The following is a 25,131-nucleotide window of genomic DNA, read 5'->3' as shown; positions in this document are numbered from 1 at the left end:
AAATCTAGCGTGTGTTCACTATTATCTAGTTCAGAAATGAAAATAGACTAGGTAATAGTAATGAATCTTGCCATCAATCGCGTTAACGAATTCCAAACGGGCACTTTAGCCATCGTGTTTGCTTCTGTTTTATGGGGTACGACAGGTACAGCCGCAAGCTTTGCGCCGGATCTCAGCCCGCTAGCGATTGGCGCGTTTTCAATGGGCGTTGGTGGCTTAATGCAAGCGGGCGTGGCGTATCGGAAGATCTTATCTTCACTTGATAAGCTTTTGCTCAACAAAAAGCTGTTAGCCGCGAGTGCATTGGCTTTGGCGATCTATCCTTTGGCTTTCTACTCTTCGATGAAATTATCGGGTGTCGCGATGGGAACGGTGGTGTCGATAGCTACTGCTCCGTTCTTTTCTGCGCTTTTAGAGTGTCTTATTAGCAAAAATAATAATATTAATAAACGTTGGCTGACGAGCTTTGCCATTGGCGTGGTTGGTATTGGACTATTGGTTTTTTCTGAGTCGTCAGTGGGGAGCGAACCTAATGATGGCCTGAAGCTTTTAGGTATTGGTTTAGGTTTGGTTGCTGGTCTCTGTTATGCCATTTACTCGTGGGCGACAAAAGCTCTGATAGACGAAGGTATTAAGTCACAAGCGGCAATGGGCAGCATATTTGGTTTAGGTGCAATGTTGTTATTACCAACGTTATGGTTCACTGGTGACAATCTATTCGCTTCAAGTACTAATATATTCGTGGTGAGTTACTTGGTGTTACTTCCTCAATGTTTGGGTTATATCGCGTTCAGTTTCGGGTTAAGACATGTCACGGCAAGTAGTGCGAATTTGATTACTTTGCTTGAGCCAGTGGTTGCCGCCGTATTGGCAGTCTGGATTGTCGGGGAGCGGATACTTTTGGTCGGTTGGATAGGTATCTTGTTGATAGTCATGTGTTTATTTATTCAATCACAACCAAATAATCAGCGAAACTAAGTGCTTGTTAACAAAGCCAAATTGAATTTTATTCATGCTTGTATCTTATAAATGAATAAAATGAGTATCTCAGTTGCGAGAGTGCTGTTACTATCGTTATCAATAGTCGGGGGGCATCTACCTTAATTGGTATTTGCTGAGATCGTTATTCGAGACCCGTTGAACCTGATTCAGTTAACACTGGCGTAGGGAACTATGATGACTTTGTCTATGTGGTCCAACAATGATCTCTCATTGGTTTCACTTCCACACTCTCTTTACGGCCAAAGTTCGGTTCTCTTACGTCTTTTAGATAGTAGGAGCGACCATGACGCAGCATTCCAACACTCAAGCGCCATTCAAGAATACACAAACACCACAAAACCAATCTTCGGTGGTCAATACTCCGATTGTTTTAACCATCGCGGGTTCTGATAGTGGCGGCGGCGCAGGTATTCAAGCGGACATTAAAGCCATGTCTGCAACGGGTAGCTTCGCTTGTTCGGTGATTACTGCGATTACCTCTCAGAATACCCAAGGCGTATCAGCCATTTTTCCAATCCCACTTGAGCATGTTGCCAGCCAGTTAGATGCGGTGTTCACCGATCTGAATATCGTGGCGGTAAAAGTCGGTATGCTGGCGGACTCGCAAATCATCAAAGTTGTTGCTGACAAAATCAAACAATACCAACCAAAACACTTAGTAATTGACCCTGTAATGGTCGCGACAAGCGGCGATCTTCTTTTAGAAAACTCGGCTATCACCACACTAAAACAAGAGCTGATTCCGCTCGCAGACATCATCACGCCTAATTTGCCAGAAGGCGCTGCACTGACAGGAAAAGCCGTTCCTGAAAGCGAAGCTGAAATGCAGGATATGATTGAAGATCTGCGCGCTTTAGGTGCTAAAGCCGTTCTGCTAAAAGGTGGCCATCTAGAGAAAGATGAAAACAGTAATGATCTGCTGATTCTGCCGACCACATCTGCTGTGATTAGCGCGAAGCGTTTTCCTACCCAAAATACTCATGGAACGGGCTGCACGCTCTCTTCTGCTATTGCTTCTTTCTTAGCTCAAGGTAATACGCTTCCAGAGGCTGTCGACCTAGGTAAACAATACATTTCACGCGCTATTGCACATGCTGACGAATTGAAAGTCGGTCAAGGTCATGGCCCGGTAAATCACTTTTTTGCTGGGCACGGTAATGTCCGTTAATACGGTTGGCGTTCAACTTAGCAACGCGACGCTGCGTTACCGAGATAGCGAGCACGCGACCCTATCGGGGCTGTCACTTAACTTAAGCGCAGGTAAGTGGACAGTGCTGCTTGGGCGAAGTGGTTGCGGGAAAACCACGGTATTGCGATACCTAGCAGGTTTACTTGATGACAAGGTGGAGTGGCTGGGCACATTGGCAACGTCTGATGAACTGCCTCTCACCGATCGCATCGCATACATGGCACAGCAAGATTTACTACTGCCGTGGTTGTCGGTTATCGACAATCTATGCCTGAGCCATCGCTTCCAGAGCACTACTAACAAGCATCAAAACGCAGAGCAAAAGAACCGAGCGTTCGAGTTACTCGCTTCAGTTGGTTTGGCTGATTACGCGGATACTATGCCGGATCAGTTGTCTGGCGGTATGCGTCAGCGTGTTGCTTTGGCTCGAACCTTAATGCAAGACAAGCCAGTGGTGTTGATGGATGAGCCTTTCTCAGCCCTGGATGCGGTAACAAGACACAAGTTACAGAGCTTAGCGTGTGAGCTGTTGAGAGATAAAACCGTTGTGTTGATCACCCATGATCCGCAAGAAGCGGTGCGTTTGGCGGATAACTTATATGTGCTGCAAGGCACGCCTGCGAGTGCTCACTCTTTATCTGTGCCTCATTCGGTGACGCCACGAGTGCTCGATGGTGAGTGTGCCGAGTTGCAACAAGCCATCTTAGACCAGTTGGAGCGTGATTATGACTGATTTAACGCGAAGTGAAGCTGTCACTCAGCCAACGAACGTGCACGCTAGGTCTGAGCGTTCAACTCAGATGAATCCCGTTATGCGTTTGCTTATCAGCAGTGTTGTGATTCTCGGCTTATGGCAACTTGTGGTCGTTGCTTTCGAAATGCCAAGCTTTATTCTGCCGGCTCCTGCTGAAGTTTTCCTCAAGCTAATTGAACGCTATGACGTGTTGCTCAAACACACTTGGGTAACTGCACAAGAAATCTTGCTAGGGCTATTACTAGGTCTGACGATGGGGCTGTTTTTCGCTCTGCAGATGTTGATGTTTGACCCATTGAAACGCTGGCTGTTGCCGATTTTGATTGCTAGCCAAGCGATTCCTGTATTTGCGATCGCGCCAGTACTGATGCTGTGGCTTGGCTATGGTATCGCCTCAAAAGTAGTGATGGCGGCGATCATAATTTTCTTCCCTGTAACTACCTGCTGTTATGACGGCCTGCGAAATACTCCGACTGGGTATCTTGATCTCGCTAAGACTATGGGGGCATCGAAATGGCAACTGCTACGCCACATTCAACTTCCTGCTGCTCTGCCAACATTGGCGTCAGGCATTCGTGTCGCAGTGGTTATTGCACCAATTGGCGCGGTTGTTGGCGAGTGGGTAGGCTCGAGTGAAGGGCTAGGCTATCTAATGCTGCAAGCCAATGCGCGCATGATTATTGATGAGATGTTCGCGGCCTTGTTTATCTTGGCGGTGCTCTCTATCTCTCTCTACTTCATCACAGACAAATTACTCAAAAAAGCTATCCCTTGGGAGAACCAGTGATGGCTAGCTCAATAACTCTTTGTTTAATAAAGCTTCGCTCAAGGCTATTTATCTAAACAAACCTCGTTAGAAATTAAATCGACAAACACAATAATAATATTCAAAAGGAAAGGTTAACTATGAAAAACACCAAATTGGTAGGTGCAGTGGCACTGCTTGCTTCGTTAGTTTCAGGTCATGCATTAGCGGATTCGGAACACAAGAAACTGACACTGATGTTGGATTGGTTTGTAAACCCGAACCACGGCCCAATTGTGATTGCTCAAGAGCGTGGTTACTTTGCAGATCAGGGCCTAGAGATTGAAATCCAAGAGCCAGCTGACCCAAGCACGCCAGCAAAACTCGTTGCAGCAGGTAAGGTCGATCTCGCCGTCACCTATCAACCAAGTTTAACCATGGATGTGGCTGCAGGCTTGCCTCTGGTTCGTGCGTCAACCCTTATCGCCACACCACTGAACACCTTGATGGTGCTGGATAACGGCAAGAACGATTCACTAGCGGATCTGAAAGGCAAGAAGATCGGTATCGCAATTGCGGGTAATGAAGAAGCGACGATCGGCACCATGCTGGCTCAAGAAAATGTTGAGTTTACCGACGTTCAAACCATCAATGTGGGTTGGGCACTGTCGTCTTCACTGGCATCAGGCAAGGTAGATGCAATCTGGGGTGGCTTACGTAACTTCGAGACTAACCAGTTAGCCCTTGAAGGTTATAAAGCCAAAGCATTCTTCCCTGAAGAGCACGGTGTGCCAGCTTACGACGAGTTGATCTTTGTGGCGAACGCAAAGAAACACGACGACGAAGCCATCAAAGCGTTCAATAAAGCACTTGAGCAAGCAACGACTTACATTGTGAACCACCCGCAAGATTCATGGAGTGAGTTTGTGGCGTATTCGCCAGATACGCTAAATAACGAGCTTAACCAACGCGCATGGAACGACACATTGACTCGTTTTGCGCTTCGCCCTTCAGCGGTAGACATGAAGCGTTACGATGATTACGCGCAGTTCATGTTCGACAAAGGCATTATCAAATCACTACCAAAAGCTGCTGATTACGTACCGGCTTTTGACTAAGGAATCTCATGAAATATCAAGACTTAATCCAAGCCTGCCAGCAAGATTGGCAAGACTACACCGAGCATGATTTTGTTAAAACGCTGGCGAACGGCACATTGGCTCAGCCGTGTTTTCTGCATTACCTAAAGCAAGATTTTCTGTTTTTGAAGCAGTATGCTCGCGCGTACGCGTTAGCAATATACAAGGCTAAAACCTTGGCTGATATGCGCCGTGCATTGCCAAGCGTCCATGCTTTATTAGATTCTGAAATTTCACACCACGTGACTTACTGTGGTCAGTGGGGCTTAAAGGAATCTGATTTAGAAAACGAACCTGAAGACTTCGGTACCGTTGCTTATACGCGCTACGTTTTAGACGCCGGTATGACGGGGGATCTTGTTGATCTTTACGCGGCATTGGCTCCATGTTCAATTGGTTATGCTGTGATTGGTAAAGCGCTTCTAGAAAGCAGTGATACTGTTTTGGAAGACAATCCATACGCGAGCTGGTTACAGCTTTACGGTGGTGAAGAGTTCCAGTCTGGCGTGGCAACGGGCGCTGAGTATTTCAATCAGCTACTGGCTGAAATTGATATCAACAGCGAGCGCGGTCAGAACATTGTACATATATTCAAAACCGCAACGCGTATGGAAGTGGCTTTCTGGCAGCAAGGTCTGAATGCACTGAATGACTCACCAACGGCTTAAAGCGACTTTTACGAATAAGGACTAATCCATGCTAACTGAACAAATCATCCAATCGCTGCGCGCAGTACGAGAGCAAAAGCCACTGGTTGTGAATATTACTAACTACGTGGTGATGAACAATACAGCCAATGCGTTATTGGCAATTGGAGCTTCGCCTATTATGGCGCACTCGCAACAAGAACTGGCTGAGATGATGTCATTTTCTGGTGCTTTGGTGATCAACATTGGCACGCTCGACAGTGTCTGGACGCCAAGAATGTGCTTCGCGGTTGAACAAGCTAACGCGAACAACAAGGTTGTGGTACTTGACCCAGTCGGTTGTGGTGCAAGCACGCTACGTACTGAGACGTCCCGTCAAATCGCCCGTTTAGCGGATAAGTTAATCATTCGTGGTAACGCGTCTGAGATTATTGCATTGGCGGGCGAACAAGCGCAGAGCAAAGGTGTGGATGCGCTTGATAGCAGTGATGCTGCGTTAGGTGCTGCACAGTGCTTAGTGGCTGAATACGGTGCAAATGTGGTGATCTCAGGCGAGACGGATTACGTTGTCACTAAAGACAGCGTAGTAACGTTAAACAATGGGCATCAAATGATGCCGTATGTGACGGGCATGGGTTGTACTTTAACCGCACTGACGGGGGCATTTGCTGCTGTTGGTGATGAAAGCGGTCTGGCTGCGGCGGCGGTATTAGGTGTGGTTGGTGAAATCGCTGCTGAGAACTCTCGCGGCCCGGGTAGCTTGCAAATGAACTTGCTTGATGAGCTGTATCAGTTAGATGAAGAGACTCTGATTCAACGTTTGAAGATTCAATAAGGTTCATCTGCACCTAAGCAATCAGTTAGAAGCCTAACTTAAAACGCTTTAGTTATAGAAAAGCCCCCGACACTTATGTGTTGGGGGCTTTTTATTATTGGTTTGGAACGGTACCAGCCGTGTATAGACTAGCCTTCTAGCTAGCTGACTAGGTTCTAAATCGGTTTACTTGGCTCTCTAGATGGTGAGCAACCTCGGTTAAGTCGCTTGCTGCACCTGAAATGCTGCTGACTGACTCTTGGTTACTTTGCGCGATGGTATTTGCACCTTGTGCATTTTCACCCAGTGATTTGGTAAGACGATCCTGCTCATCTACCGATACTGCGATTTGGCTGTTGGCTTGGTTCAGGTCTTGGATGTGTTGATTAATCACATGTAAGTTCTGAGAAGCTTGCTGCGCCTGCGTTGAAGCGTCTGAAACCGTGCTGTGGCTCTCTTTGATAGACTCTAACGCATCTTTAGCGCCACGTTGTAGTGAGGTGATGAGCTCATCAATCTGGCTAGCAGAGTCTTGAGTACGCTTAGCGAGCGTTCTTACCTCATCCGCCACTACGGCAAATCCGCGACCTTGTTCACCTGCGCGAGCGGCTTCGATCGCGGCATTCAGCGCGAGGAGGTTAGTCTGCTCTGATACGCCTTTGATTACTTCTAGTATTGCGCCAATGTTCATCGACTCTTTGTGTAGGTCGGTCACTTTCTGGCTGCTGATCTGCATGCTCTCATCGGCGCTGCCAATTTCATGCAGTGTTTTGTCTACTTCTTTAAGGCCCATCGCGACGTTCTCAGTTGCTTGGTTGGCAACTTGAGAGGCGTGATTAGCACTTGAAGCAATTTCAGATGTACTTGAAGCCAGTTGGTCGACTGCGGTTGAGATGTTCATCATCTCGCTGTTCAACTGCGTTGCGTTGGTCGAGCTGTTGTTAGTCACTTGATTGAGTGATTCAGACATTTCACCAATACGCACACTAGAGCGGTTCACTTGGCTTACGATATCACGAAGAGATTCAATGGTGATCTCCATGTTAGTCAGCAGCTCGCCAATCTCGTTCTTGTTCTCAATGTTCACTTCAACATTTAGGTTGCCTTGAGAAAGCTCATTGGTGATCTGTTTAACTTGTGCAATACCTTTGGTGATTGAGCGAGTGACCAACACGGCGCTTGTCATACCGATAACTAACGCCACACCCGTTAGCAAGACAATGATTTGAATTGAGCGCGTTTCACTGGCTTGCAGCTCTGGTGTTAGCGCCTGTTTCTGTTGTTCTAGAATACTTTGAGCATCAGCCACAGCGATCGCTAAGCTGTCACCAATCGAGGATAGGGTAGCGGTTCTTTGAGTGTTCTCCAGCATCTGTTGATGAACTTGTTCAAAGCCTTTCGCATAGGCTTCACGCTGGTTAGAGAAGTCTTCAATCAGTTCACTTTGGTAAGGAGAGGATTTCAGAGACTCAATATCACCTTCAATACCTGGCAGAGCGTATTCAAAGATATCTTTACCCGCTTCGTAGGTTTTAAGGTCGTTGTTGTTTGAGTAGCTGATGACTGCGATCTTCGCTGCGAGGAAGTTCTCCATGAGCATACCCGCGTACAAGCTCGCGTTTGGATCGTTGTTATTGTATGACTCATACAACAAGCTCTGTGCGGCTTTTAGCGCGTTAGTCTCTCTTTTGACCATCTCAACATTCACTAACTGGTCGATCATCAGCTGGCTCTGCTTCATTGAACCATAGGCAGTATCAAAGGCTGCAACGCTGTCTTGAACCAGTTGTAAGCTTGATAGGCTATCAGTGTTAGTGGTGTTTTCGATTAAATTATTGAGCAGATCATCGATCGCCAGTTTGCTTGATTGATAATTCGCTTCGTATTGCTCATCCAATGACTCTAAGTAACGTTCAGAGGCTAAACGCATCTGAAGAAAGTGCACTTGAATGTTGCCAGACTGAGTCGCTTTGTGGCTGAGTTCGCTGTACTCGCTAAAGCCGTTCGACAAGGTTTGAATGCCTTTGTAGCTCACAAGGCCTGAAATGACGAAAAAGAGCAAGCAGATGGCAAACCCCAGCTTGATCTTTAGCGCTATAGAAAGGTGGCGCATAACTATCCCTATATTTACCTGATTCCTTCATTTTGGAGTATTCCATAAAATGGTGTATCGGGCATGCTCAAAGTGAATAGTTTGTGTAATAAGTAACGCTTTGGTTAAAAAGTTCAGATTTTTCGATATGCTTTCAACGAGTTGCGTATCTGATCTGTTCGCGCAACGCAGAGATTTTAGTATTAACTCCCATGCATAGCAGGCGATTTGTCGGTAAAATAGCAGAACATCAATGATAGAAATCGATTTAAAAGGAACGGTATGAACCCTTACACGCTCTACTTGGTTACTGACGACCAACAAGATTTAGAAACGCTTAAGTTTGTGGTTGAAAAAGCGGTCGCTGGTGGCGTTACTATGGTTCAAGTAAGAGAGAAGCACGGAGATGTGAGAGCCTTCATCGAGCGTGCAGAAGCCGTTAAATCAGTTTTAGTTGGAACAGGTGTGCCATTGATCATTAATGATCGAGTTGATGTAGCATTAGCTGTGGATGCCGATGGTTTGCATTTAGGTCAATCAGATATGCCAGCCGCACTAGCACGTAAGCTGATTGGTTCAGACAAGATTCTTGGTTTATCGATTGAGACTGAACAGCAGTTACAAGAAGCTGATGACTTGCCGATTGATTACATCGGCCTCAGCGCACTGTTTGAGACTCAGACAAAAACAAATCTGAAAAAGCATTGGGGTTATGAAGGGATTAAATTGGCGTTGGAAACAACCAAGTTACCGATAGTAGGGATTGGTGGCATCAACAAATCTAATATTCCACAGTTGGTTGGAACAGGTATTCACGGCTTAGCGCTAGTATCTGCAATCTGTCACGCTGTAGATCCTAAAAAGGCGACGCAAGACTTGCTAAATCTGATGGGAGAGTGAGTTTGTAGCGACTAAAAAACAAATGAAGCGAGTCATTTGTTTTCTAGTTAGCGCGTATGAAAGCGCTCAAGGGAGCTTCAGCTGAAGATAGGACCTATCTTATTGAATACACAGAGCAACAGTGCCGATGATCATCAAAGCGATCGCTGCGTACCAGCCGTATTGCGAGGTTTTATCGGCAACGAAAATCTTGATGTAATTGATTTCCTCATGTGCCATCGCAATAAAGTCGGTGTAGTTAATGGATAACTCGCGACTTGTCTCTTTTAAGTCATTTTGTAGTTTGTTGAAAGCCTCATCGATGAAGCCTTTTGTTTCCGAAGCTGACGGCGTTGCAGCCATCGTTAGGCTGTTCCAAACCGCCATACGCGATTCATATTCACTTTCACTGACACAATTAAGTACGCGTAAATCATACTCTCGTTTGTTACGCTCTTTACCCATTTTCTCAGGGCAAATGTTTCTTAAAACGTTCACGACAAATTTTCCAAAAGGTTCATTTAGATATAAAAAAGCACTCGAAGAGCACTCATAAACTGGGGCGAATTAAATTCAAAAAGTGATCTATTTGAAGCTGTCATAGGCGACGTTAGCAATGCCCATGCTGGAGATTTGAGGTTAGGTCAGTGGTGTTAAAGAGCGATTTGGATTGGTTCGTTAACCATGTATAGGCACGACAACCCCTTTCGGATCGCAGTTTAGTTATGTCACTTTGGGACATCAACTAGGGTGTTTTGTCCAGACGACAAAGATATTTATCGGTGAAACGTGTCGAAATGCGGTAGTGCGGCGAAACGCACTACCGCTATTGCAGTGGAGTTTTAGCTAGTTTGCTTGCCATTGATTGTATTGCAAAGAGTAACCTTCCAGCTTCTCAATCAGACTCGTGAGTACCGGGCCATTGATGTGACGGCGTGACACCAGGCACCCTACTGGAGTTATCCAGCCACCATGCTCGTGTGCAACAGGCAGGGCAACGAGTTCTCCTTTATTTATGCCTTCCATGACCATCATTTCAGGCACATTTGCCCAACCAACGTTTTGCTCTACTAGGTCGATGATGGTTTTGTGAGTGTTTGCATACCAAAGCATGGAGCTAATGCCATAGGTGAACCACAGCTCACGTTGCTTTGAACTGCGGTGTACACACTGCCGATAGCGTTTTAAGTCTGAATCTTGAACTACTGGCAGCTTGCTGAGCTCATGATCAGCAGAGCTGACGGTTAGGAAGCGTGCTTGGCCTAACAAAAAGAAATCCATATCAACTTTAAGTTCACCATCTGCATAGATAATGCCGATGTGTGCTTTTCCTTGCCTTACTAAATCCTCTACATCGAAGGTGGATGTCGTAATAATTTCGAAGTGTGTGATTGGAAACTGATCGGCTAGGGAACTGATTATCTTGATGAAATTTTTATCTATAATGCTTTCATCTATAGCAATAATAAGCTCATGCTCGTCTTCTTGTGCCAGTGATTCTACTTTTTGGTCGAAGTACTTCTGTTGATCAAGAATCGATTTGGCGACAGGCAATAAAGCTTTACCTGTAGAGGTTAAAACGGGAATGTTCTTCTCTCTATTGAACAGCTCTTGGTCGATGGCAATTTCTAAGTTGGCGATCGACTGACTAACACCAGACTGAGCTCGTTTTAACTTACGCGCTGCCGCAGAAAAAGAGCCACTTTCACACACAGTGACGAAGACTTTTAATTGCTCAAAACTGTACATGTTATCTCTCGCGACTTTGGAATTAGACTGAATTACTCAGGCTATCACTATTCGTGATGGCTGTTAACTTTCTCTTATTATTTCGGGTGACATAATCCTAGCTAATCCAACACATACTAGATGATTTAGAGGAATGTATGAGTACGTTAGAAAGAGTGTTTCACTCAGTGTTATTCGAAGTTTTGGCCGTAACGCTTTCAATAATCGGCTTAGCAATATTTACCGATCACGATGTGAATGCCTTATCAGGAACCATGATAGTTGTTGCTACCATCGCGATGGTTTGGAACTACTGCTTTAATCGCATTTTTGATCGCTACTTCACTGGTGAGAAATCAGAGCGTTCACTGAAATTACGAGTGTTTCACGTTGTGTTATTTGAAGCCGGTTTGCTCATAGCAACGATTCCTGTCATGGCTTACTTACTCAATGTCGGAATTTGGCAGGCATTCTTGATGGATATCGGTGTGACCATTTTTATTACCATTTACGCGTTTGTGTTCAATCTGATATATGACCATGTTCGAGTTATTTTGGTGCGTAAAACTGAGCCTCTAACTCAATAAAAGGGTTCGATACTAATACTCACAAGTTACACGTATCATGGTTACTAACCAGTTGTTTATTGGTGAGTTTAATGAACTGTTACTGGTTAGTAAGCCTATGTGAAGTTGTGCTAAATCTGCTATCTTAAGTAAGGAAACAATTTAAGTTCATGAATGGACAAAATAAGAGGAAAGGATGCCTAATACCCCTCATACAATGGCAGTGGTCGATAAGAAAGAGGTTGAGCTTTTTGCTGAACTGCTGAGTCACATCGACGGTGAAATCTACACCTTGTTACGTAGCGCAAAAATCCCCAACGATATTCTTACCAGTAACGATCATTACGATTATCTCCCAGAGACAACCATAAAAAATGTGGTCAAGATTATGGGAGAGTCAGCATCGCGAGAAGAGTTTTCGCTGTTTATGTGGAGTTTTTGCAAGCAAACCTATGTGCCTAGGTTTGTGGCAAAACTGAACCAACAGGACTCGCTGAAAAGTGCACTCGACCAGTTTGGTGAACAGCTAAAGTTGGTATCCAATGGTGCTCATGTCTATACCAAACACGCAGGTGGTAAGTGGTGGTTTGTTCGTGAGAAGCCATTTACAAACGCTCCTTGGTTTAAGTTTGCTGAACTGTTCTCGGTCATCTTTATTAATGAGCTGATTTCAGTGTTAACACAGGGGCGTTGGAAGCCATCGGAAGTAGGTATTCAGAGTGATGACCTTGAATGCTTCCAATCTTTGCCTCAAATGGGTAGCGCTCAGTTTTTCACACACAGGCCAGTTACGGCTTTTGAAATCCCAGAAGCGATCATGCTTGAGCCGATTGTTTTGCCTAAAGCTCCGCCTGTTCTTGAATCCAGTGCTCCGTTGCCTAGTTCTTTCTTAAGTGCCTTTAAGCTTGTCATTAAACCGTACCTGACTATGGGAAAACTCCCGATCAGTCTTGCTTCTGAAATCTTAAACATGCATGTCAGGACTATCCAACGCCGTTTGGAGCAAGAAGGAGTGGTCTATAAAACTCTGATAGAGGAGATGGTATTGGAGCAAGTATTGGAATTGCTTAAGCAGCCAGATTTGTCGATTACACAAGTAGGGGCAAAGATGGGCTATTCCGATTCATCTCATTTCACTCGTGCGTTTAAGCGTCAAATGAACATGACGCCAAGACAATACCGAAAAGAGAACCTCGAACCTTGATGCATTAATAAGTGCAATCAAACTGAAAGCCAGCACACAGAATTCATCATTGTCAGCAAATGGCCATTTATCAACCTTGAAGAGTGGCAGTATGACTACTAAGTTATTGAATATTAGTAAGATGACTTTGAACAATACTAATCTTTAATTGTTCAGTGTCATCAAATGACAATTTTTCATCTGAGTAATACATAAAATAAAACTAACTTAAATTTCAGTGGTGACATGATGAACTCAAGATTTTCTAAATTAAGTATGGCGGTGATTGTGGCGGTGAGCTCGATTAGCCCAGTCGTTTATAGTGCAAACTTTGATGGCCCGGACTCTGTTGAAAACACAATTGCAGAGCAGAAAGCACAGAAGAAATCTTGGCGAGAGTCATTAGCTGAGGATGGTTTTACCTTTGGTGCGGATTACTTTGCTTTAGGGTTAACCTCTGGGGATGGTGTTGGTGGCGATAGCGTGGATGCATCATCGGGTGTCGCGCGACTCTATGGTTCATGGCATCTGCTAGGAAAAGACACACAGAACTCAGGTAGCTTGGTATGGAAGGTCGAGCATAGGCATGCCTACGGCGATAATGCGCCAAAAGATTATTCATTTGGACCTCTTGGTTACGTCGGGGCGATTGGTCCAGCATACAGCGACCAAGGTTTTCGAGTGACAGACCTGAATTGGAAGCAAAAAATTAATGATGGTAAAGGTACTATCGTTGTCGGTTGGCAAGATGTAACGAACTATGCCGATGTTTATGCGCTCGCAAGTCCTTGGTCTGGTTTTACGAACTTAGCATTCTCGACAGGCTCTGGCGCAATGGGTCTACCGGATGATGGTGTATTAGCGCTCTCTGCTGGTCATATGCTGGGTGAGAACTTCTATGTTGTCGGTGGTATCGCTGACGCTAACGGTAAGTCCGATGACATTTTTGATGGCTTTGACACAGCCTTTGGTAGCGATGCTTCTTACTTCACCACATTGGAATTAGGTTGGACAGCTTCGCAAGAGCAGATCTATACCGATAATTTTCATGTGACTTTCTGGGACTTCGGTGATGATACTCGTCATAGTAACAGTCTTGCAGCGGAAGGTGGCTCAGGCGTTAATTTCTCGTGGAGCCAGTTCACGAGTGACCAAATTATGCCGTTTGTTCGCGGTGGTTTCTCAGAAGGGGATGTAGCCCTCTACGATAAATCTATTTCCGTTGGTATGGGTTACTTTGGATTAGGAAAACCGACGAACAACTTAGGTGTGGCATTGAACTGGGCAGAGGTGAATGGTGATTCTTTTGCGGCTGATGCGAAAGCAACAAGTGGTAGCACAGAACAATGGACCGCCGAGATTTACTACAACATGCAGTTTGGCGATCACTTCCAAGTAACGCCTGACATTCAGTACATAAAAGATCCAGCATTTTCTACTGAGAGTAGTGCTTGGGTATTTGGTATTAGAGCGAGAGTCTTTATCTAATTACACTTACCCCCGAACTTGGTCTGACGTAAAGGCCTAACGAAAAAAGTGAGCCCTTGTTGGCTCACTTTTTTGTTTTCAGTTCTGTTAAACCTTATTTAATCGAGCGCAGTGGCTTTTTCACACTTCTGTGTGTCATCGAGTGCGAAGTAAATTTTAGACACAATCACTTCGGCAATCAGAATCGTAAATACCACAGCAAAGAAGGCGACCAAGCCATTCCAAGGGCCACTGAAATCGACTTTATCGCCAAATAAGATATTGATCGCTTCAAGCATAACGAACTTTGAGCCCACCAAAATCACATAGCTTGATAGTCCCCTGTAGATCTTAGGTGCAGTTCCCGGCTTCGACTTGAAGTAATCTGCGAGCTTATGTTCCAAACCGATAGACAGTTTGAGCAGCAACTGCAGTAAAATTGCAGCAGCAAATGAGATGGTGAATGACTCGATATTTACAAAGTCCCAGTATTCATCGAAAAAATTGAGAACGGTTAAATCAACGAGTACGGCAAGTGTGTATCCGACAAAGAGTCGTTGCGGCGTATTAAATCCATATACTTTTTCTATATTGCTCATCTACTTCTTCCTGAGTAAAGGGTTATCAAAAACGTAGGAGAGAAATATAAGATATTCAAACGCTTATTGCTCAGGATGCGAAACAGCTCTTAAAGTGCGCTTGGCGCATTATGGTAAGCACTTAGGCTGAGAATAATCCAATATGAGTTCTCGAATGAGTTCTTGAATGGGTTTTCGAACAATAGAGAGGTAAATATGATTATTCATTTTAGAATCCAAGACGTAGAAGAGCTTTGGGGCTCCATAGATTTGGCTACACTCTTGCAAACGGAACTGAGAGGGGTATCAACAACACTATTAACTATCTGATTGAAATAGTTAAATTACCAATTACACTTGAAGCATAAGTTTGAATGGAGTCAACTTAATGCTTTCACCCCAGTCCCGATATTCCCCTTCAACTGTTCTATTTCTAACTGGCCTTGCTTCGTTTAGTGTTGAAGCGTCCAATGAAGCGATTCAACATCGTCTAGAGAAAATCTTTGCTGCTTCCATTGCTCTCACTGACAGCGATGCCGTCTCAATTGGCTTTGTCGACTTTGACCCCAACTCATTTATTAACTTAAACGACAGTGGCTTTGGTTCAGATAAAACCATCGATACTCGAAGCCAGGTGAGTGTTGGCTCTATTCCTTATTCTTCTATGATTAAAACCGATGATCCTGACCTGGACTTGATTTGGTCAGTACGAGGCTCTTATGCGCTTTCTGAGCAAGATATCGAGATTTCATCGGATGTCACGACCGATCGTCGTGTTAACCCTAATAAGGATTCAGTGTTAGGGCTGTATGGCTTTTTCGGTGTTCAAAACCACTTAAACCAACATTGGTCTATCGCTTATGGTTTGGGGGCTCATCTGTTGTATTACCGCAACAAGTATGAATACAACAACAGTTACTCTAAGGCTTTTCAGGCTCAGCTCGATGGATATGCTCTAAACACCTCGGCATGGGCATTGATTGGTGAGCCGTCGGTTAAACTCAAATACCTAAAAAAACAGGAGTGGGGAAGTTGGAATGTCTCTTCAAGAGCTCGTTATTTCTACGGGACAGGATGGGGCGAAGCGAATGACGGTGATATCGGCAATCCAGAAGGTTTACGATTCATCAATGAACTAGAGTTTCGACAAAATGTGGCGATAGAGGTATGGTCTTTAAAGAATCCTCAAGTTCACTATAACTTTCGAAGAATCGATGTGGCGGGCGATCTAACGGATCCACTCGACACACACTATTACTATGAATTTGGTGCAGGTTTAGTGTTCGATATGCCTTACGACTCTTACTTCTTTGATAACTTTGGTGTCGGCATTAACTTCAATTACGGCAGTTCGCTCAGTGGCGGAAGTTTGCTGTTTTTACTCAATAACTAGTTTCTTTTCTTAATAGTTAGATTTTCTTAGTAACCTGCTTTTATTAGTAACTAACTCTCTTGCTCAATAGTTGGCATATGTCAGTGAAGTCACGGTTCAAGATTCAATTTGAATTTGTATGTGTCGTAAAATGGTAAATATCGAGTGTAAAAGTTAGACATGATAGTGCTCTGTCCATCACCCGAGCACATTATGAACAAGTTAAGTTTTGATCGCAGAGCCCCGCTTTACGTAGTCTCTGCACTTGTCCTCAATACACTATTCAGTCTGTGGTTGCTGAGCATTGCTTCTACGGCTGCGATGGTTTTCTCTGTGTGTGCGCTCTTTCTTCTTAGCACACTGATAACCGCACGGCTTTATCGACATGAAATGAATCAAAGCCAAAATAGCTTATCTGAAGCGATCATTGATGGTGTTGCTGGCTTTATCGTCCTCGATAGCCAATTGAGGATCATTCAGGTGAATCAGCAATTTTCTAGAATATCCGGTTATGCGTTTGACCAAGTAGAATCTCGCCCTATTTCAGACCTTTGTTTCATGAACAATAGCAGCCTGATATCAAGTATCGCAGATTCGCTTAAGCAGAATTGTCGCTGGAAAGGGGAGTTGAGTGGAGTCAGTCGCTTGGGTGAGCATTTCACGGTCAATGTGGTGGTAGAGAAACTCAAAGATTTACTGCCGCAAAGTGAAAAGTATGTCGTTACTTTTACCGATATTAGTCGTCGTAAAATCTTAGAACGTCGCCTAAGAATGCTGGTGGAAACAGACTCGCTGACAGGGTGCTGGAACCGACGCCGCTTCGATAAAGATCTCAACCATTATTCAAATCTAGCAGAGCGCTATGGTTACACGCATTCTTGCTTAGCGTTAGTCGACTTAGATAACTTTAAAACCATCAATGATACGCATGGTCATGACCAAGGTGATAACGCACTCAAAGAAGTGGCTGAACTACTGCGAAACAACAGCCGTGATACTGATATTGTGGCTCGTATTGGCGGTGAAGAGTTCGCTATTTTAATGCCAGAAACGAACCTCGAAGATGCCTTTGAAGCTATGTATCGATTAAAAGATGTGATTGCTAAAGGCACAAGCTTGAACTTAACGGTGAGCAGCGGAGTGTGTGAAATACATACGCAGGCTGAAGCAACCTATCGAAGTGCAGACAGGGCGCTTTACCGCGCTAAAGAAAATGGTCGTAATAGGGTATGTAGCTCCAGTTCGGGTTATCTATCACCTATCGTCATTGGGTAGCCTAGATCATAGTGAGAGCCCTCTATACCTTGAGCTGATGCCAAGGCACAGAAAGTTTTTTAACCCGATATTGAACGCTGATAAATTTTTGGTGTTAACCCTGAAACACGTTTAAAGGCTCTAGAGAAGTGGGAGATGTTGGTGTAGCCCAGCTGACTAGAGATGTAAGTCAGAGTGTGCCCTTCTTCCATGAGTTCACAGGCTACAGAGAACATCAGGTTCTCTTTAATTTTTCGGTAGGTTGTATTTTCGTTTTTAAGTTTGCGTTGAAAGGTTCTAACCGAGAAATTAAGCAGCTCCGCCGCCTCTTCAAGCGAGAGGTCTTGCTCTTTCATATAGGGTTGGAGCAGCTCATATACGCTGTCGGTAAAGCTGGTGTGCCATTCGACGATCGCAGGCTTATTACTTAAGTCTTTAGCTGTGAGGCGAATTGGCAGTTGTAGGATCTCATCTGGGATCATGACAGCGGTTGAACTGTGGTCGATGAACAACTGGCAATTGCTTGGAACCAAGGTTTTGACGATGTCGGTATCATGGCCTTGCAATCGAATCTTGGTTGGTTGCCAAGGTGATTGAGACAAAATCGTGATCAACTCAATGATGTAGGTGATGGCAAACACTTCTCCCCACTGGAACATGGATGAAGGCTCGTCTCGTGATCTTCGGCAAAACCAGCTCTGTCCATGTTCCACAACGAAGTCGACACTACTACCGGGTGAGTCGTAAGAGAAAATGGTATTGATGTGCTTTAACGCGTCACCAATGGTTTCGAAATCGGTAAATTGATGCAAGACGTATGGGATGATTCTTCGCCTAAAAGCAAGCCCCAGAACATCCGTGAACCGAGATACGCCAAGCTGTGAAGAGGTTAGGTAAATGAGTCGTTTGATAGATTCTGAAGGTACAAAATCGCTTTCTGACTCAATAAGGTCCGGCGGCAGACCAGAGTCTTCGAGCAGCCTGTGGAGATCCAATCCATAGTCAGTAAACATCTGCACGAGGATCTTTGCGTAACTGGTTTGTATTACTGGTACTTGATAGGGGCTATTGGCCATGATCAATCAATCCTTGTGTATTGATACATAATTGGACGTGCATATCATTTACGACACTTTGTTTAGTAAATCTAACTCTAATTACTTGAGTTTTCCATGGTCGTGTTTATTTTTAAGATATTAATTTTGTTGATTTTAGTTATTGAGAAGGGAGTCCCATGTCAGAAGTCGAAGGGAACAAGCAAGACGTAAAAGAAGAAAGCGCTCAGCCGGAACAGGGCAAAGATAAAGTGAGAAAGGTCACCAATTATCTACTCGCTTTCGTCGCATTCACACTGTTGTTCAGCATCATTGCCGATCGAATTATTCCAATTACCGATAACGCTCGTGTTAAAGGTTACATTGTTCCTGTTAAGCCTGAGGTGTCAGGCAAAGTATTGGACATTTTGGTTCAGCCCAATCAACTGGTTAATCAAGGCGACACCTTAGCCATTCTCGATGACTCTGATTACCGAATCGCGGTGCAGCAAGCCGAGCAGAATCTTGAAATTGCGGGGCAAAATGTCGGAGCTCAAACCGCAAACATCGCTTCTGCCCAAGCCAAGCTCACTTCTGCTTTGGTTGAGAAGCAAAATACTCAGCTGCAGGCCAAGCGTATCTTGGAGATGGCAGACAAAGGTGTGGTTTCCAAGTCGGATGCAGACGAAGCTCGAGCGGCTTTGGCAACAGCGCGAGCTAACGTGACGAATGCTGAAGCAGACTTGGAACGTGCTAAGCAACAAATGGGTAAAGAGGGTGAAGAGAATAGCCAAGTGAAAGCAGCATTGCTGGCGTTGGAACAAGCGCAACTTAACCTTGAACGCACTGTTATTAAAGCACCAACACAAGGTGGCGTGTCTAACTTCAGCTTGTCGGAAGGCTTTTATGCTTCAGCCGGCCAAGCGATCATGACGTTTGTCTCGACGGAAGATATCTGGATCGAAGCTTACTACCGTGAAAATAGCTTAGGTAACGTCACGGTCGGCGATGAAGTGGAAGTCGCTCTAGATTTTGCTCCGGGTCGAATCGTGAAAGGTCGTGTAAGCAGCATTGATTGGGGGGTCGATTGGGGACAAAACGATCAAGCAGGTAAACTTGCTCAGGCAAGTCAACAAACTGGCTGGTTGCGCCAAACTCAAATGCTGCCAATTACTATCGAATTTGAACGTGATGCGATGCAAGGCATGCTGCGTGTTGGTGGTCAGGCGGATGTGATTGTTTACAGCGGCGATAACTTTGTTTTCAACGCAATAGGCAAACTTTGGATTCGATTTATAAGTGTATTGTCTTATGTCCGATAAGCCTGTACTCGATCAACAAACACAGCAACGGATCCTGCGGTATACCGTCGGGGTCACGTTAGCTGTCTTTTTAGCTGCATGGATTAACTGGCCGCTTGCATTTGTAGCGCCAGTGTTTACGGCTAAGTTTTTAATTGATAAACCAAACCTGCATAAAGAAACTGTCTACGAACTGTTATTGGCGGTGGTTGCCACCATGGCTTTAGGTTTGCTGCTGTCTCGCGGGATAACCCATTATCCAATCCCTCTGTTGATTTTGGTGGGATTAATGATGTTGTGGGGTTACTACTTGTTCGTAGACCCTAAATGGAACCTATTTGCTACCGTTTTGTTGATTGCTGTGTTGATGTTGCCATTTATGGCGATTGATAACCCTGGTGTCTCAGTATTACTGGCATCTGGCCTAGCGGCATCGGGTGTGGTTTCCGTGATGATCTTTGCGTTAGTCCACGTGTTTTTCCCAGAACCTAAATCCGAATTCTCTGGGTTTGCAGCTGCGCCACTCGAAAAGAGACAGCGCTGGTATGCGGCATTTCGGGCTATGATCATCTCTTATCCAGTGGTGTGCTTTTTCTTTATTTTTCAAATCTCTGAAGCGTTATTGACAATGATGTTTATTGCGCTGCTATCGTTAATGATTACGTCAGAGAAATCGATAAAGTTAAGTGCTTTTTTGGTGATCAGTAACGGTATTGGAGGCTTGTTGGCGATTGCGGCATTCTCGATTCTTTCGATTGTTCCTAACATTGTCTTCTATTCTTTGTTTATCGGTCTTGTTGCTATTCTTATGGCGACCAAGATCTATACCGTTCCAGAAAAAGCGCCGATCTTTGCCACTGCATTTAGCACCTTATTGGTACTTGTTGGGAGCACATTGATGAGCTCTGGCGATATTGATAGCAACACTTTTATTCGCATATTCCAATTAGTGTTAATTGGGATTTATATGATTTTGGCTTCGCTTTTCCTCGAGACTAGGAATTGGAAGTTCTTACAAAATCAGCCTTAATTTTTGCCTCTACAAGGACGTGTCATGAAGTTAACCGATGATTTTTCTAAACAGGCGATTGACGCCGCAATTAAAATTGCTGCCATCGCCATACTGGTTTATTGGTGTTTTTCAATCTTACGCCCATTCATTTTGCTGGTGGTGTGGGGCGCGATTATCGCGACAGCGCTGTACCCAGTAGCCGTTGTCATCTCAAACAAAACCGGGCTGTCGAAAGGTAAAGCCAGTGCATTATTGAGTTTTATTGGCGTGTTGCTGCTGCTTATCCCATTAGTGGCATTGTCTTCTGGCATCTACACGAGCGCATCGGACTTAATGACGGGGCTTCAGGACGGAACCTTGTCTCTACCTAAACCAAAAGAGTCGCTACAAGAGATCCCATTCATCGGTGAAAAAGTGTATGCCACCTTAGTTCATGCCTCTTCAAATATCGAAGGCGTGTTCATCAAGTACGCGGAAGAGCTTAAGGCATTCGCTACTAAAGCGGCTTCAATATTAGGCTCTCTTGGTGGTGGTTTTATTCAATTCATTATCTCGACCATTATTGCTGGCGCGTTTATGAGTAATGCAGACAAATGCCAGACGGGTGTAACGCACTTAGTCGCGCGCTTGACTGATGGTAAGGGGGTTGAATTAGTTCAGCTATCGAAATCAACGGTGCGTAGTGTTGTGCAAGGTGTGATTGGTGTTGCTGTCATTCAATCCATCATGTCAGCAATCGGATTGGTGATTGCAGGTGTTCCTGCAGCGGCAATGTGGGCGTTGGCTGTGTTACTTATTGCGATTATCCAGTTACCTCCAATTCTTGCGCTATTGCCTGCAATTATTTACATGTTCAGTGTTGAATCGACTCTTGCGGCAAGCTTGTTCTTGGTTTGGTGTATTTTGGTGAGCGGCAGTGACGCTATCTTAAAACCTATGTTGTTAAGCCGTGGTTCTCATATTCCAATGTTGGTGATTCTGCTCGGTGCGTTAGGTGGAATGGCGATGTCTGGCATCGTAGGTTTGTTTGTCGGTGCAGTTATCTTGAGTTTGTCTTACGAGCTAATGGTTTCTTGGTTAGGCTTGGAGCCAAAAGAAGAGGACAAATAGATGAAGGCAGTCTCGAAAGACGACAACTTCTATTTCCTGTTTTACGCACTATTAGTGTTGTTTTTTGGTTGCGCGGTGATGCAGCAGTTTTATCCGCAAGGCCAAAAAACGATTCTGTTCTTGATCATTATTACCTTGGCGGTTTCGATTGTCGGCATTCATAAAGAGCGGTCGCTGTATCGCTCTTGGTACGGCTTGTTATTGATTACTGCATCGGTGTCGGGTGTCTTCTCCTTCCTAGAAGGTTACAACTTGTCGATAGTGACGCTAACGGCACTAACCATGTTCCTGTTTTCGCATATTTACTCTGCTTTACGACAAGTGATGCAAGCGAAAACGGTCACACCCAATCACATCATAGGCTCTATCTGTATTTATTTGTTGCTAGGCTTTGCGTGGTCGACTATCTACTTGTTGATTCTCGAGATCTTTCCTAACGCATTTAATGGCTTAGAAGAGCAAATTTGGCTAACCAACTTGTTTAATGCGATGTATTTCAGCTTTATTACTCTGACAACGGTAGGCTATGGAGATATTTCTCCAGCCTTGCCAGTTGCTCAGTTCTTTGTATTTATGGAATCTATCATTGGCAGCTTCTATTTAGCGATTATGGTGGCGAGTTTAGTCAGTATTCGGTTGGCACAGTCTCAGTCCGATTAGCGCATATACAAAAAAGCCCGGCGATTGCCGGGCTTTCTATTATTTAGCAGAGCTGTGTCTTAAGATGCAGTTGCTTGTATTTTTTCTAGTTCCGCAATTGTTGTTTGCGATACGAGTTGGCCATCCATGTAGTAAGTTACGTTTTGGCCTTCTTTGATACCAGTAAGTGTTGCGGTTTCACCACTATTGTAAACGATGTCCATTTGGATCGTGTTTTCATCGATCTTAATCATTTCACCGGTTTCAATAGTACGGTTGTTAGAGATTGGGCCAACAGGCGCTTCTTTTAGGCTTGGGTCCAGGTCATCGTTCACTTTGAAGTGAGTGTCTGTTTTTGTATCAAATACGTGTGGTGCGCCGCTGATAGGGTTTTTGCCCGTCCAGAATTCAAGTGAGTTGAATACCACGTAGTCGGCAGCGGTTGTAATACCATATACAGGCGCTAATAAGAAGTTTACACCTGCACGAGCATAGCGGTTATCGACAACTTCAACGTTAAATTTCATCACTTTCCCTGTTACGGCGTTACTGCCGATACAACCAGTTAGCGCAGAAGCCAAAACCGTTAGTCCTACAATTTTAAGTGCAATCTTTTTCATTTTAGTACCTGTATAAGTTAGAAGTCTGTTTCGTTGGAACAGGTGTAGTATGGTTTTTATTTGAACGATAGTTTTACCATTTAACGCCATCGGTGATAGAAAGTGCTTATAAACTATGCATATAAAAACGAGTTGAAAAATCTAGGCATAAAAAAAGCGCGACCTAGGAGGCCGCGCTTTTTATTGGTGAGGGGGCGTAACGAAAGTAATGACTTAACCATTTAGCTTGGTTAGTAATTACGACTGTGCATAATAGCTATTTCGTTATGTCGCTATCTTATTATGCAGCTACTTCATTACATAGTTATATGCCTTGGTGACTAACCAACGAGCGCCTCGAAACAAAAGGGAAGTAACTTTAAAAATAAATTTGGCTATCGAGACTGTCGCTTCGCCAGCTATGCTCATGCATTTATGCAGATCGGATTCTTTGAATTCTGAATAGGTCATGTGTTATCTCACTTCTCGCCGTTATGCTTCATATATAAGTAATGACTCCTGTCTGATTGAATACCCTGTGCGCGTAATGTACGAATATTCATCAACTCATTCTTACCATTTGATGCCATTTGGTTTGAAAAACAGTCGAATGAGAAAGGATTGGGAGAAATGCGGTGTTAAAGTTTGAACTAGCCGAAAAATAGCGACCAATAATGTTATGATCTTGAGCCTGCACCGAAGTTATACAGAAAAGGAAAGAGAATGCCCCACCTTACAGAACAGCAAGAAGCTGCAATGGCGACGTTTAAGGAAAACTTACACCTTCCAAATGGTGGTTTTCACAAACTGATCATCGAGCTAAGTAAGGAGTTTCAACTACCTTTTCAAAAAGTACGCACTGTTTTAAAAAACGCTCAGAAAGACATTGAACGCCAAATCCGTGAAGACTTTTCAAGTGTTGATGAGGGCGTGATTAGCCAAGCTAATTGGTTGAATATCATTCGCTTAAAGTTGGTTGAGTTAGCTGAAGACAATCAAAGCGTGATGGACAAGCTGAAGTTAAATCCAAAATATCAAAAGGTATTGGCAGCGACTAATGCCTCAATCTCAAGTGAAGACGAACGTGAAGAGCTGATTGAAGAGTTGATTCAGGCTTATGAGAAAGAGGTATTCAAACCTTTATTGGCTATGCTGCACACCACAAAGCTGTATTGGAAGTTAATGCTAGTGGATGAAACATGTAAGATGACTGAGGAAAATCGCGATAAGTTCAGCGATTACCCTCAACATATGCAAGCTGCAGAACATCTATATACGCTTGATCAAAAGTTAAGGTCTATGCCGTTAACGCAATGATAGTGTGTCATTGGTGATTCAAGGTTCAATCTTAATTGATTTCAAGAAGAGCTAATTGAAATAGAAACTGGCTTTCATCAGAAGCGATCATTCAAGATAACGCTTTCAAATCTCTACGCTTTTCAGACAAGCGTCAATTCAATGAAAACACGATAACCTAGCTAGCGTAAGCCGCGAGTGAAATGCAAAAAGGGCTAGGTTTCTATTCTGTTCCAGTTCTACTCTATTTTATTCTGCTAGAGCGAATTGAGGGTGACATCTGTGGGACTAACGGTGTTTCTTTCTGTTGCCTTAGGGGAAAAGCTATAGGAGTGTGAAATGTCCTAGGGTGTTTCCGTTGCGCGAAACGATAGTTCCGATGCTGTCTCTTTCGTTAAATTCAAAGTCTATGAGATAACTGTTGTGTTGTAGCTTTGGCAATATGTGGCGGTGAAGTATATCGCTATTGAGCTGTCGAATCTCGGCGACCCATGAAAGTTGTTCTTTGTGTAAGTCTATTTTGATCTTGAGCATTTACTACCTTTTAGTTTGTTGACTGATTTCTCGCGTGAGAGTTGGTACCAATGGATTTGTCTTGTTGTTCTTCGTGACATAACTTTGCCTTGTGTTTATTACATTTGTATTTAAGTGAACGATCTAATCTGAGTTCGCACATAAGAAAGCGAATAACGATAGATCGGTAGTTGGGATCGAATTTAAAAGCTATTGAA

The 25,131-nt window shown here is 44.2% G+C and carries 25 protein-coding genes and 1 riboswitch; of the genes, 18 read left to right on the top strand and 7 right to left on the bottom strand.

The window, feature by feature from the left end:
- Positions 1-60: 60 nt before the first annotated feature.
- From L0991_16800 to thiM, 7 genes are all read left to right on the top strand, one after another.
- A complete protein-coding gene (locus tag L0991_16800) occupies positions 61-978 on the top strand; it encodes an EamA family transporter (protein XGB65189.1) in 918 nt (305 codons plus the stop codon).
- Between the two features lie 97 nt (positions 979-1,075).
- A riboswitch (TPP riboswitch) is annotated at positions 1,076-1,187 on the top strand.
- Between the two features lie 98 nt (positions 1,188-1,285).
- A complete protein-coding gene (gene thiD, locus L0991_16795; protein XGB65188.1) occupies positions 1,286-2,170 on the top strand; it encodes a bifunctional hydroxymethylpyrimidine kinase/phosphomethylpyrimidine kinase in 885 nt (294 codons plus the stop codon).
- The gene (locus tag L0991_16790; GenBank protein ID XGB65187.1) at positions 2,160-2,924 is read left to right on the top strand and encodes an ABC transporter ATP-binding protein; all 765 of its coding nucleotides are present in this window, start codon (positions 2,160-2,162) and stop codon (positions 2,922-2,924) included. The genes thiD and L0991_16790 overlap by 11 nt, the downstream gene beginning before the upstream one ends.
- A complete protein-coding gene (locus L0991_16785; GenBank protein ID XGB65186.1) occupies positions 2,917-3,732 on the top strand; it encodes an ABC transporter permease in 816 nt (271 codons plus the stop codon). Before L0991_16790 ends, L0991_16785 begins: the two co-directional genes overlap by 8 nt.
- A gap of 119 nt (positions 3,733-3,851) precedes the next feature.
- Positions 3,852-4,808 (top strand): ABC transporter substrate-binding protein, encoded by a 957-nt coding sequence (locus L0991_16780; GenBank protein ID XGB65185.1) that lies wholly within the window; start codon positions 3,852-3,854, stop codon positions 4,806-4,808.
- A gap of 8 nt (positions 4,809-4,816) precedes the next feature.
- Positions 4,817-5,497: a thiaminase II gene (tenA, locus tag L0991_16775; protein ID XGB65184.1), complete on the top strand. Its 681-nt coding sequence runs from the start codon at positions 4,817-4,819 to the stop codon at positions 5,495-5,497.
- 28 nt (positions 5,498-5,525) lie between these two features.
- Positions 5,526-6,311 carry a hydroxyethylthiazole kinase gene (gene thiM / locus L0991_16770; protein XGB65183.1) on the top strand — a complete coding sequence of 262 codons (786 nt, stop codon included), beginning with the start codon at positions 5,526-5,528 and terminating at the stop codon, positions 6,309-6,311.
- A gap of 148 nt (positions 6,312-6,459) precedes the next feature.
- Here the strand turns inward: thiM and L0991_16765 are convergent, their stop codons facing one another.
- On the bottom strand, positions 6,460-8,403 hold the full coding sequence (locus L0991_16765) for a methyl-accepting chemotaxis protein (GenBank protein XGB65182.1): 1,944 nt from the start codon (positions 8,401-8,403) through the stop codon (positions 6,460-6,462).
- Positions 8,404-8,664: 261 nt separating this feature from the next.
- Here L0991_16765 and thiE point away from each other — a divergent pair, with 261 nt between their 5' ends.
- Positions 8,665-9,282, top strand: a complete 618-nt coding sequence (gene thiE, locus L0991_16760; protein ID XGB65181.1) for a thiamine phosphate synthase — start codon at positions 8,665-8,667, stop codon at positions 9,280-9,282.
- A gap of 99 nt (positions 9,283-9,381) precedes the next feature.
- Here the strand turns inward: thiE and L0991_16755 are convergent, their stop codons facing one another.
- On the bottom strand, positions 9,382-9,726 hold the full coding sequence (locus L0991_16755) for a thiamine-phosphate diphosphorylase (GenBank protein ID XGB65470.1): 345 nt from the start codon (positions 9,724-9,726) through the stop codon (positions 9,382-9,384).
- A gap of 381 nt (positions 9,727-10,107) precedes the next feature.
- The gene (locus L0991_16750; GenBank protein XGB65180.1) at positions 10,108-11,010 is read right to left on the bottom strand and encodes a LysR family transcriptional regulator; all 903 of its coding nucleotides are present in this window, start codon (positions 11,008-11,010) and stop codon (positions 10,108-10,110) included.
- Positions 11,011-11,147: 137 nt separating this feature from the next.
- Between L0991_16750 and L0991_16745 the strand changes: the two genes are divergently transcribed.
- The 3 genes from L0991_16745 (at position 11,148) to L0991_16735 (ending at position 14,226) form a co-directional block, all read left to right on the top strand.
- Positions 11,148-11,576, top strand: coding sequence for a PACE efflux transporter (locus L0991_16745; GenBank protein XGB65179.1), 429 nt, complete (start codon positions 11,148-11,150; stop codon positions 11,574-11,576).
- Between the two features lie 175 nt (positions 11,577-11,751).
- On the top strand, positions 11,752-12,759 hold the full coding sequence (locus L0991_16740; protein ID XGB65178.1) for a helix-turn-helix transcriptional regulator: 1,008 nt from the start codon (positions 11,752-11,754) through the stop codon (positions 12,757-12,759).
- 225 nt (positions 12,760-12,984) lie between these two features.
- Positions 12,985-14,226 carry a carbohydrate porin gene (locus tag L0991_16735; protein XGB65177.1) on the top strand — a complete coding sequence of 414 codons (1,242 nt, stop codon included), beginning with the start codon at positions 12,985-12,987 and terminating at the stop codon, positions 14,224-14,226.
- Between the two features lie 98 nt (positions 14,227-14,324).
- Here L0991_16735 and L0991_16730 read toward each other — a convergent pair whose 3' ends face one another.
- Positions 14,325-14,804, bottom strand: a complete 480-nt coding sequence (locus L0991_16730) for a hypothetical protein (GenBank protein ID XGB65176.1) — start codon at positions 14,802-14,804, stop codon at positions 14,325-14,327.
- A gap of 367 nt (positions 14,805-15,171) precedes the next feature.
- Between L0991_16730 and L0991_16725 the strand changes: the two genes are divergently transcribed.
- Both L0991_16725 and L0991_16720 read left to right on the top strand, forming a co-directional pair.
- Positions 15,172-16,176 carry a Solitary outer membrane autotransporter beta-barrel domain gene (locus tag L0991_16725; protein ID XGB65175.1) on the top strand — a complete coding sequence of 335 codons (1,005 nt, stop codon included), beginning with the start codon at positions 15,172-15,174 and terminating at the stop codon, positions 16,174-16,176.
- Positions 16,177-16,368: 192 nt separating this feature from the next.
- On the top strand, positions 16,369-17,430 hold the full coding sequence (locus L0991_16720; GenBank protein ID XGB65174.1) for a sensor domain-containing diguanylate cyclase: 1,062 nt from the start codon (positions 16,369-16,371) through the stop codon (positions 17,428-17,430).
- Positions 17,431-17,489: 59 nt separating this feature from the next.
- Here L0991_16720 and L0991_16715 read toward each other — a convergent pair whose 3' ends face one another.
- A complete protein-coding gene (locus L0991_16715) occupies positions 17,490-18,485 on the bottom strand; it encodes an AraC family transcriptional regulator (protein XGB65173.1) in 996 nt (331 codons plus the stop codon).
- 158 nt (positions 18,486-18,643) lie between these two features.
- Between L0991_16715 and L0991_16710 the strand changes: the two genes are divergently transcribed.
- Genes L0991_16710 through L0991_16695 form a run of 4 tightly spaced genes read left to right on the top strand, consistent with a single transcriptional unit; the run spans position 18,644 to position 22,526 of the window.
- Positions 18,644-19,765, top strand: coding sequence for an HlyD family secretion protein (locus L0991_16710; protein ID XGB65172.1), 1,122 nt, complete (start codon positions 18,644-18,646; stop codon positions 19,763-19,765).
- Entirely contained in the window at positions 19,755-20,774 is a 1,020-nt protein-coding gene (locus L0991_16705; protein ID XGB65171.1) for a DUF2955 domain-containing protein, read from the top strand. Before L0991_16710 ends, L0991_16705 begins: the two co-directional genes overlap by 11 nt.
- 24 nt (positions 20,775-20,798) lie before the next feature.
- Positions 20,799-21,866, top strand: a complete 1,068-nt coding sequence (locus tag L0991_16700) for an AI-2E family transporter (protein XGB65170.1) — start codon at positions 20,799-20,801, stop codon at positions 21,864-21,866.
- Positions 21,867-22,526, top strand: a complete 660-nt coding sequence (locus tag L0991_16695; GenBank protein ID XGB65169.1) for a potassium channel family protein — start codon at positions 21,867-21,869, stop codon at positions 22,524-22,526.
- Between the two features lie 59 nt (positions 22,527-22,585).
- Here the strand turns inward: L0991_16695 and L0991_16690 are convergent, their stop codons facing one another.
- Positions 22,586-23,125 carry a DUF3332 domain-containing protein gene (locus L0991_16690; protein XGB65168.1) on the bottom strand — a complete coding sequence of 180 codons (540 nt, stop codon included), beginning with the start codon at positions 23,123-23,125 and terminating at the stop codon, positions 22,586-22,588.
- Between the two features lie 702 nt (positions 23,126-23,827).
- On the opposite strand from L0991_16690, the gene L0991_16685 reads away from it, so the two are divergent.
- Positions 23,828-24,421, top strand: a complete 594-nt coding sequence (locus tag L0991_16685; GenBank protein ID XGB65167.1) for a hypothetical protein — start codon at positions 23,828-23,830, stop codon at positions 24,419-24,421.
- 303 nt (positions 24,422-24,724) lie between these two features.
- Here the strand turns inward: L0991_16685 and L0991_16680 are convergent, their stop codons facing one another.
- Positions 24,725-24,934 carry a hypothetical protein gene (locus L0991_16680; GenBank protein XGB65166.1) on the bottom strand — a complete coding sequence of 70 codons (210 nt, stop codon included), beginning with the start codon at positions 24,932-24,934 and terminating at the stop codon, positions 24,725-24,727.
- Positions 24,935-25,131 lie beyond the last annotated feature (197 nt).

Origin of the sequence: Vibrio chagasii (assembly GCA_041879415.1) — a bacterium.
GTDB lineage: Bacteria > Pseudomonadota > Gammaproteobacteria > Enterobacterales > Vibrionaceae > Vibrio.
The sequence above is the reverse complement of the archived record's forward strand: the minus strand, read 5'-3'. Positions and strand labels throughout refer to the sequence as shown.

Excerpts from the sequence above, each read along its gene's own strand:
- L0991_16800 (XGB65189.1), top strand. The coding sequence starts at position 61 with ATGAATCTTGCCATCAATCGCGTTAACGAATTCCAAACGGGCACTTTA.
- thiD (XGB65188.1), top strand. The coding sequence starts at position 1,286 with ATGACGCAGCATTCCAACACTCAAGCGCCATTCAAGAATACACAAACA.
- L0991_16790 (XGB65187.1), top strand. The coding sequence starts at position 2,160 with ATGTCCGTTAATACGGTTGGCGTTCAACTTAGCAACGCGACGCTGCGT.
- L0991_16785 (XGB65186.1), top strand. The coding sequence starts at position 2,917 with ATGACTGATTTAACGCGAAGTGAAGCTGTCACTCAGCCAACGAACGTG.
- L0991_16780 (XGB65185.1), top strand. The coding sequence starts at position 3,852 with ATGAAAAACACCAAATTGGTAGGTGCAGTGGCACTGCTTGCTTCGTTA.
- tenA (XGB65184.1), top strand. The coding sequence starts at position 4,817 with ATGAAATATCAAGACTTAATCCAAGCCTGCCAGCAAGATTGGCAAGAC.
- thiM (XGB65183.1), top strand. The coding sequence starts at position 5,526 with ATGCTAACTGAACAAATCATCCAATCGCTGCGCGCAGTACGAGAGCAA.
- L0991_16765 (XGB65182.1), bottom strand. The coding sequence starts at position 8,403 with ATGCGCCACCTTTCTATAGCGCTAAAGATCAAGCTGGGGTTTGCCATC.
- thiE (XGB65181.1), top strand. The coding sequence starts at position 8,665 with ATGAACCCTTACACGCTCTACTTGGTTACTGACGACCAACAAGATTTA.
- L0991_16755 (XGB65470.1), bottom strand. The coding sequence starts at position 9,726 with ATGGGTAAAGAGCGTAACAAACGAGAGTATGATTTACGCGTACTTAAT.
- L0991_16750 (XGB65180.1), bottom strand. The coding sequence starts at position 11,010 with ATGTACAGTTTTGAGCAATTAAAAGTCTTCGTCACTGTGTGTGAAAGT.
- L0991_16745 (XGB65179.1), top strand. The coding sequence starts at position 11,148 with ATGAGTACGTTAGAAAGAGTGTTTCACTCAGTGTTATTCGAAGTTTTG.
- L0991_16740 (XGB65178.1), top strand. The coding sequence starts at position 11,752 with ATGCCTAATACCCCTCATACAATGGCAGTGGTCGATAAGAAAGAGGTT.
- L0991_16735 (XGB65177.1), top strand. The coding sequence starts at position 12,985 with ATGATGAACTCAAGATTTTCTAAATTAAGTATGGCGGTGATTGTGGCG.
- L0991_16730 (XGB65176.1), bottom strand. The coding sequence starts at position 14,804 with ATGAGCAATATAGAAAAAGTATATGGATTTAATACGCCGCAACGACTC.
- L0991_16725 (XGB65175.1), top strand. The coding sequence starts at position 15,172 with ATGCTTTCACCCCAGTCCCGATATTCCCCTTCAACTGTTCTATTTCTA.
- L0991_16720 (XGB65174.1), top strand. The coding sequence starts at position 16,369 with ATGAACAAGTTAAGTTTTGATCGCAGAGCCCCGCTTTACGTAGTCTCT.
- L0991_16715 (XGB65173.1), bottom strand. The coding sequence starts at position 18,485 with ATGGCCAATAGCCCCTATCAAGTACCAGTAATACAAACCAGTTACGCA.
- L0991_16710 (XGB65172.1), top strand. The coding sequence starts at position 18,644 with ATGTCAGAAGTCGAAGGGAACAAGCAAGACGTAAAAGAAGAAAGCGCT.
- L0991_16705 (XGB65171.1), top strand. The coding sequence starts at position 19,755 with ATGTCCGATAAGCCTGTACTCGATCAACAAACACAGCAACGGATCCTG.
- L0991_16700 (XGB65170.1), top strand. The coding sequence starts at position 20,799 with ATGAAGTTAACCGATGATTTTTCTAAACAGGCGATTGACGCCGCAATT.
- L0991_16695 (XGB65169.1), top strand. The coding sequence starts at position 21,867 with ATGAAGGCAGTCTCGAAAGACGACAACTTCTATTTCCTGTTTTACGCA.
- L0991_16690 (XGB65168.1), bottom strand. The coding sequence starts at position 23,125 with ATGAAAAAGATTGCACTTAAAATTGTAGGACTAACGGTTTTGGCTTCT.
- L0991_16685 (XGB65167.1), top strand. The coding sequence starts at position 23,828 with ATGCCCCACCTTACAGAACAGCAAGAAGCTGCAATGGCGACGTTTAAG.
- L0991_16680 (XGB65166.1), bottom strand. The coding sequence starts at position 24,934 with ATGCTCAAGATCAAAATAGACTTACACAAAGAACAACTTTCATGGGTC.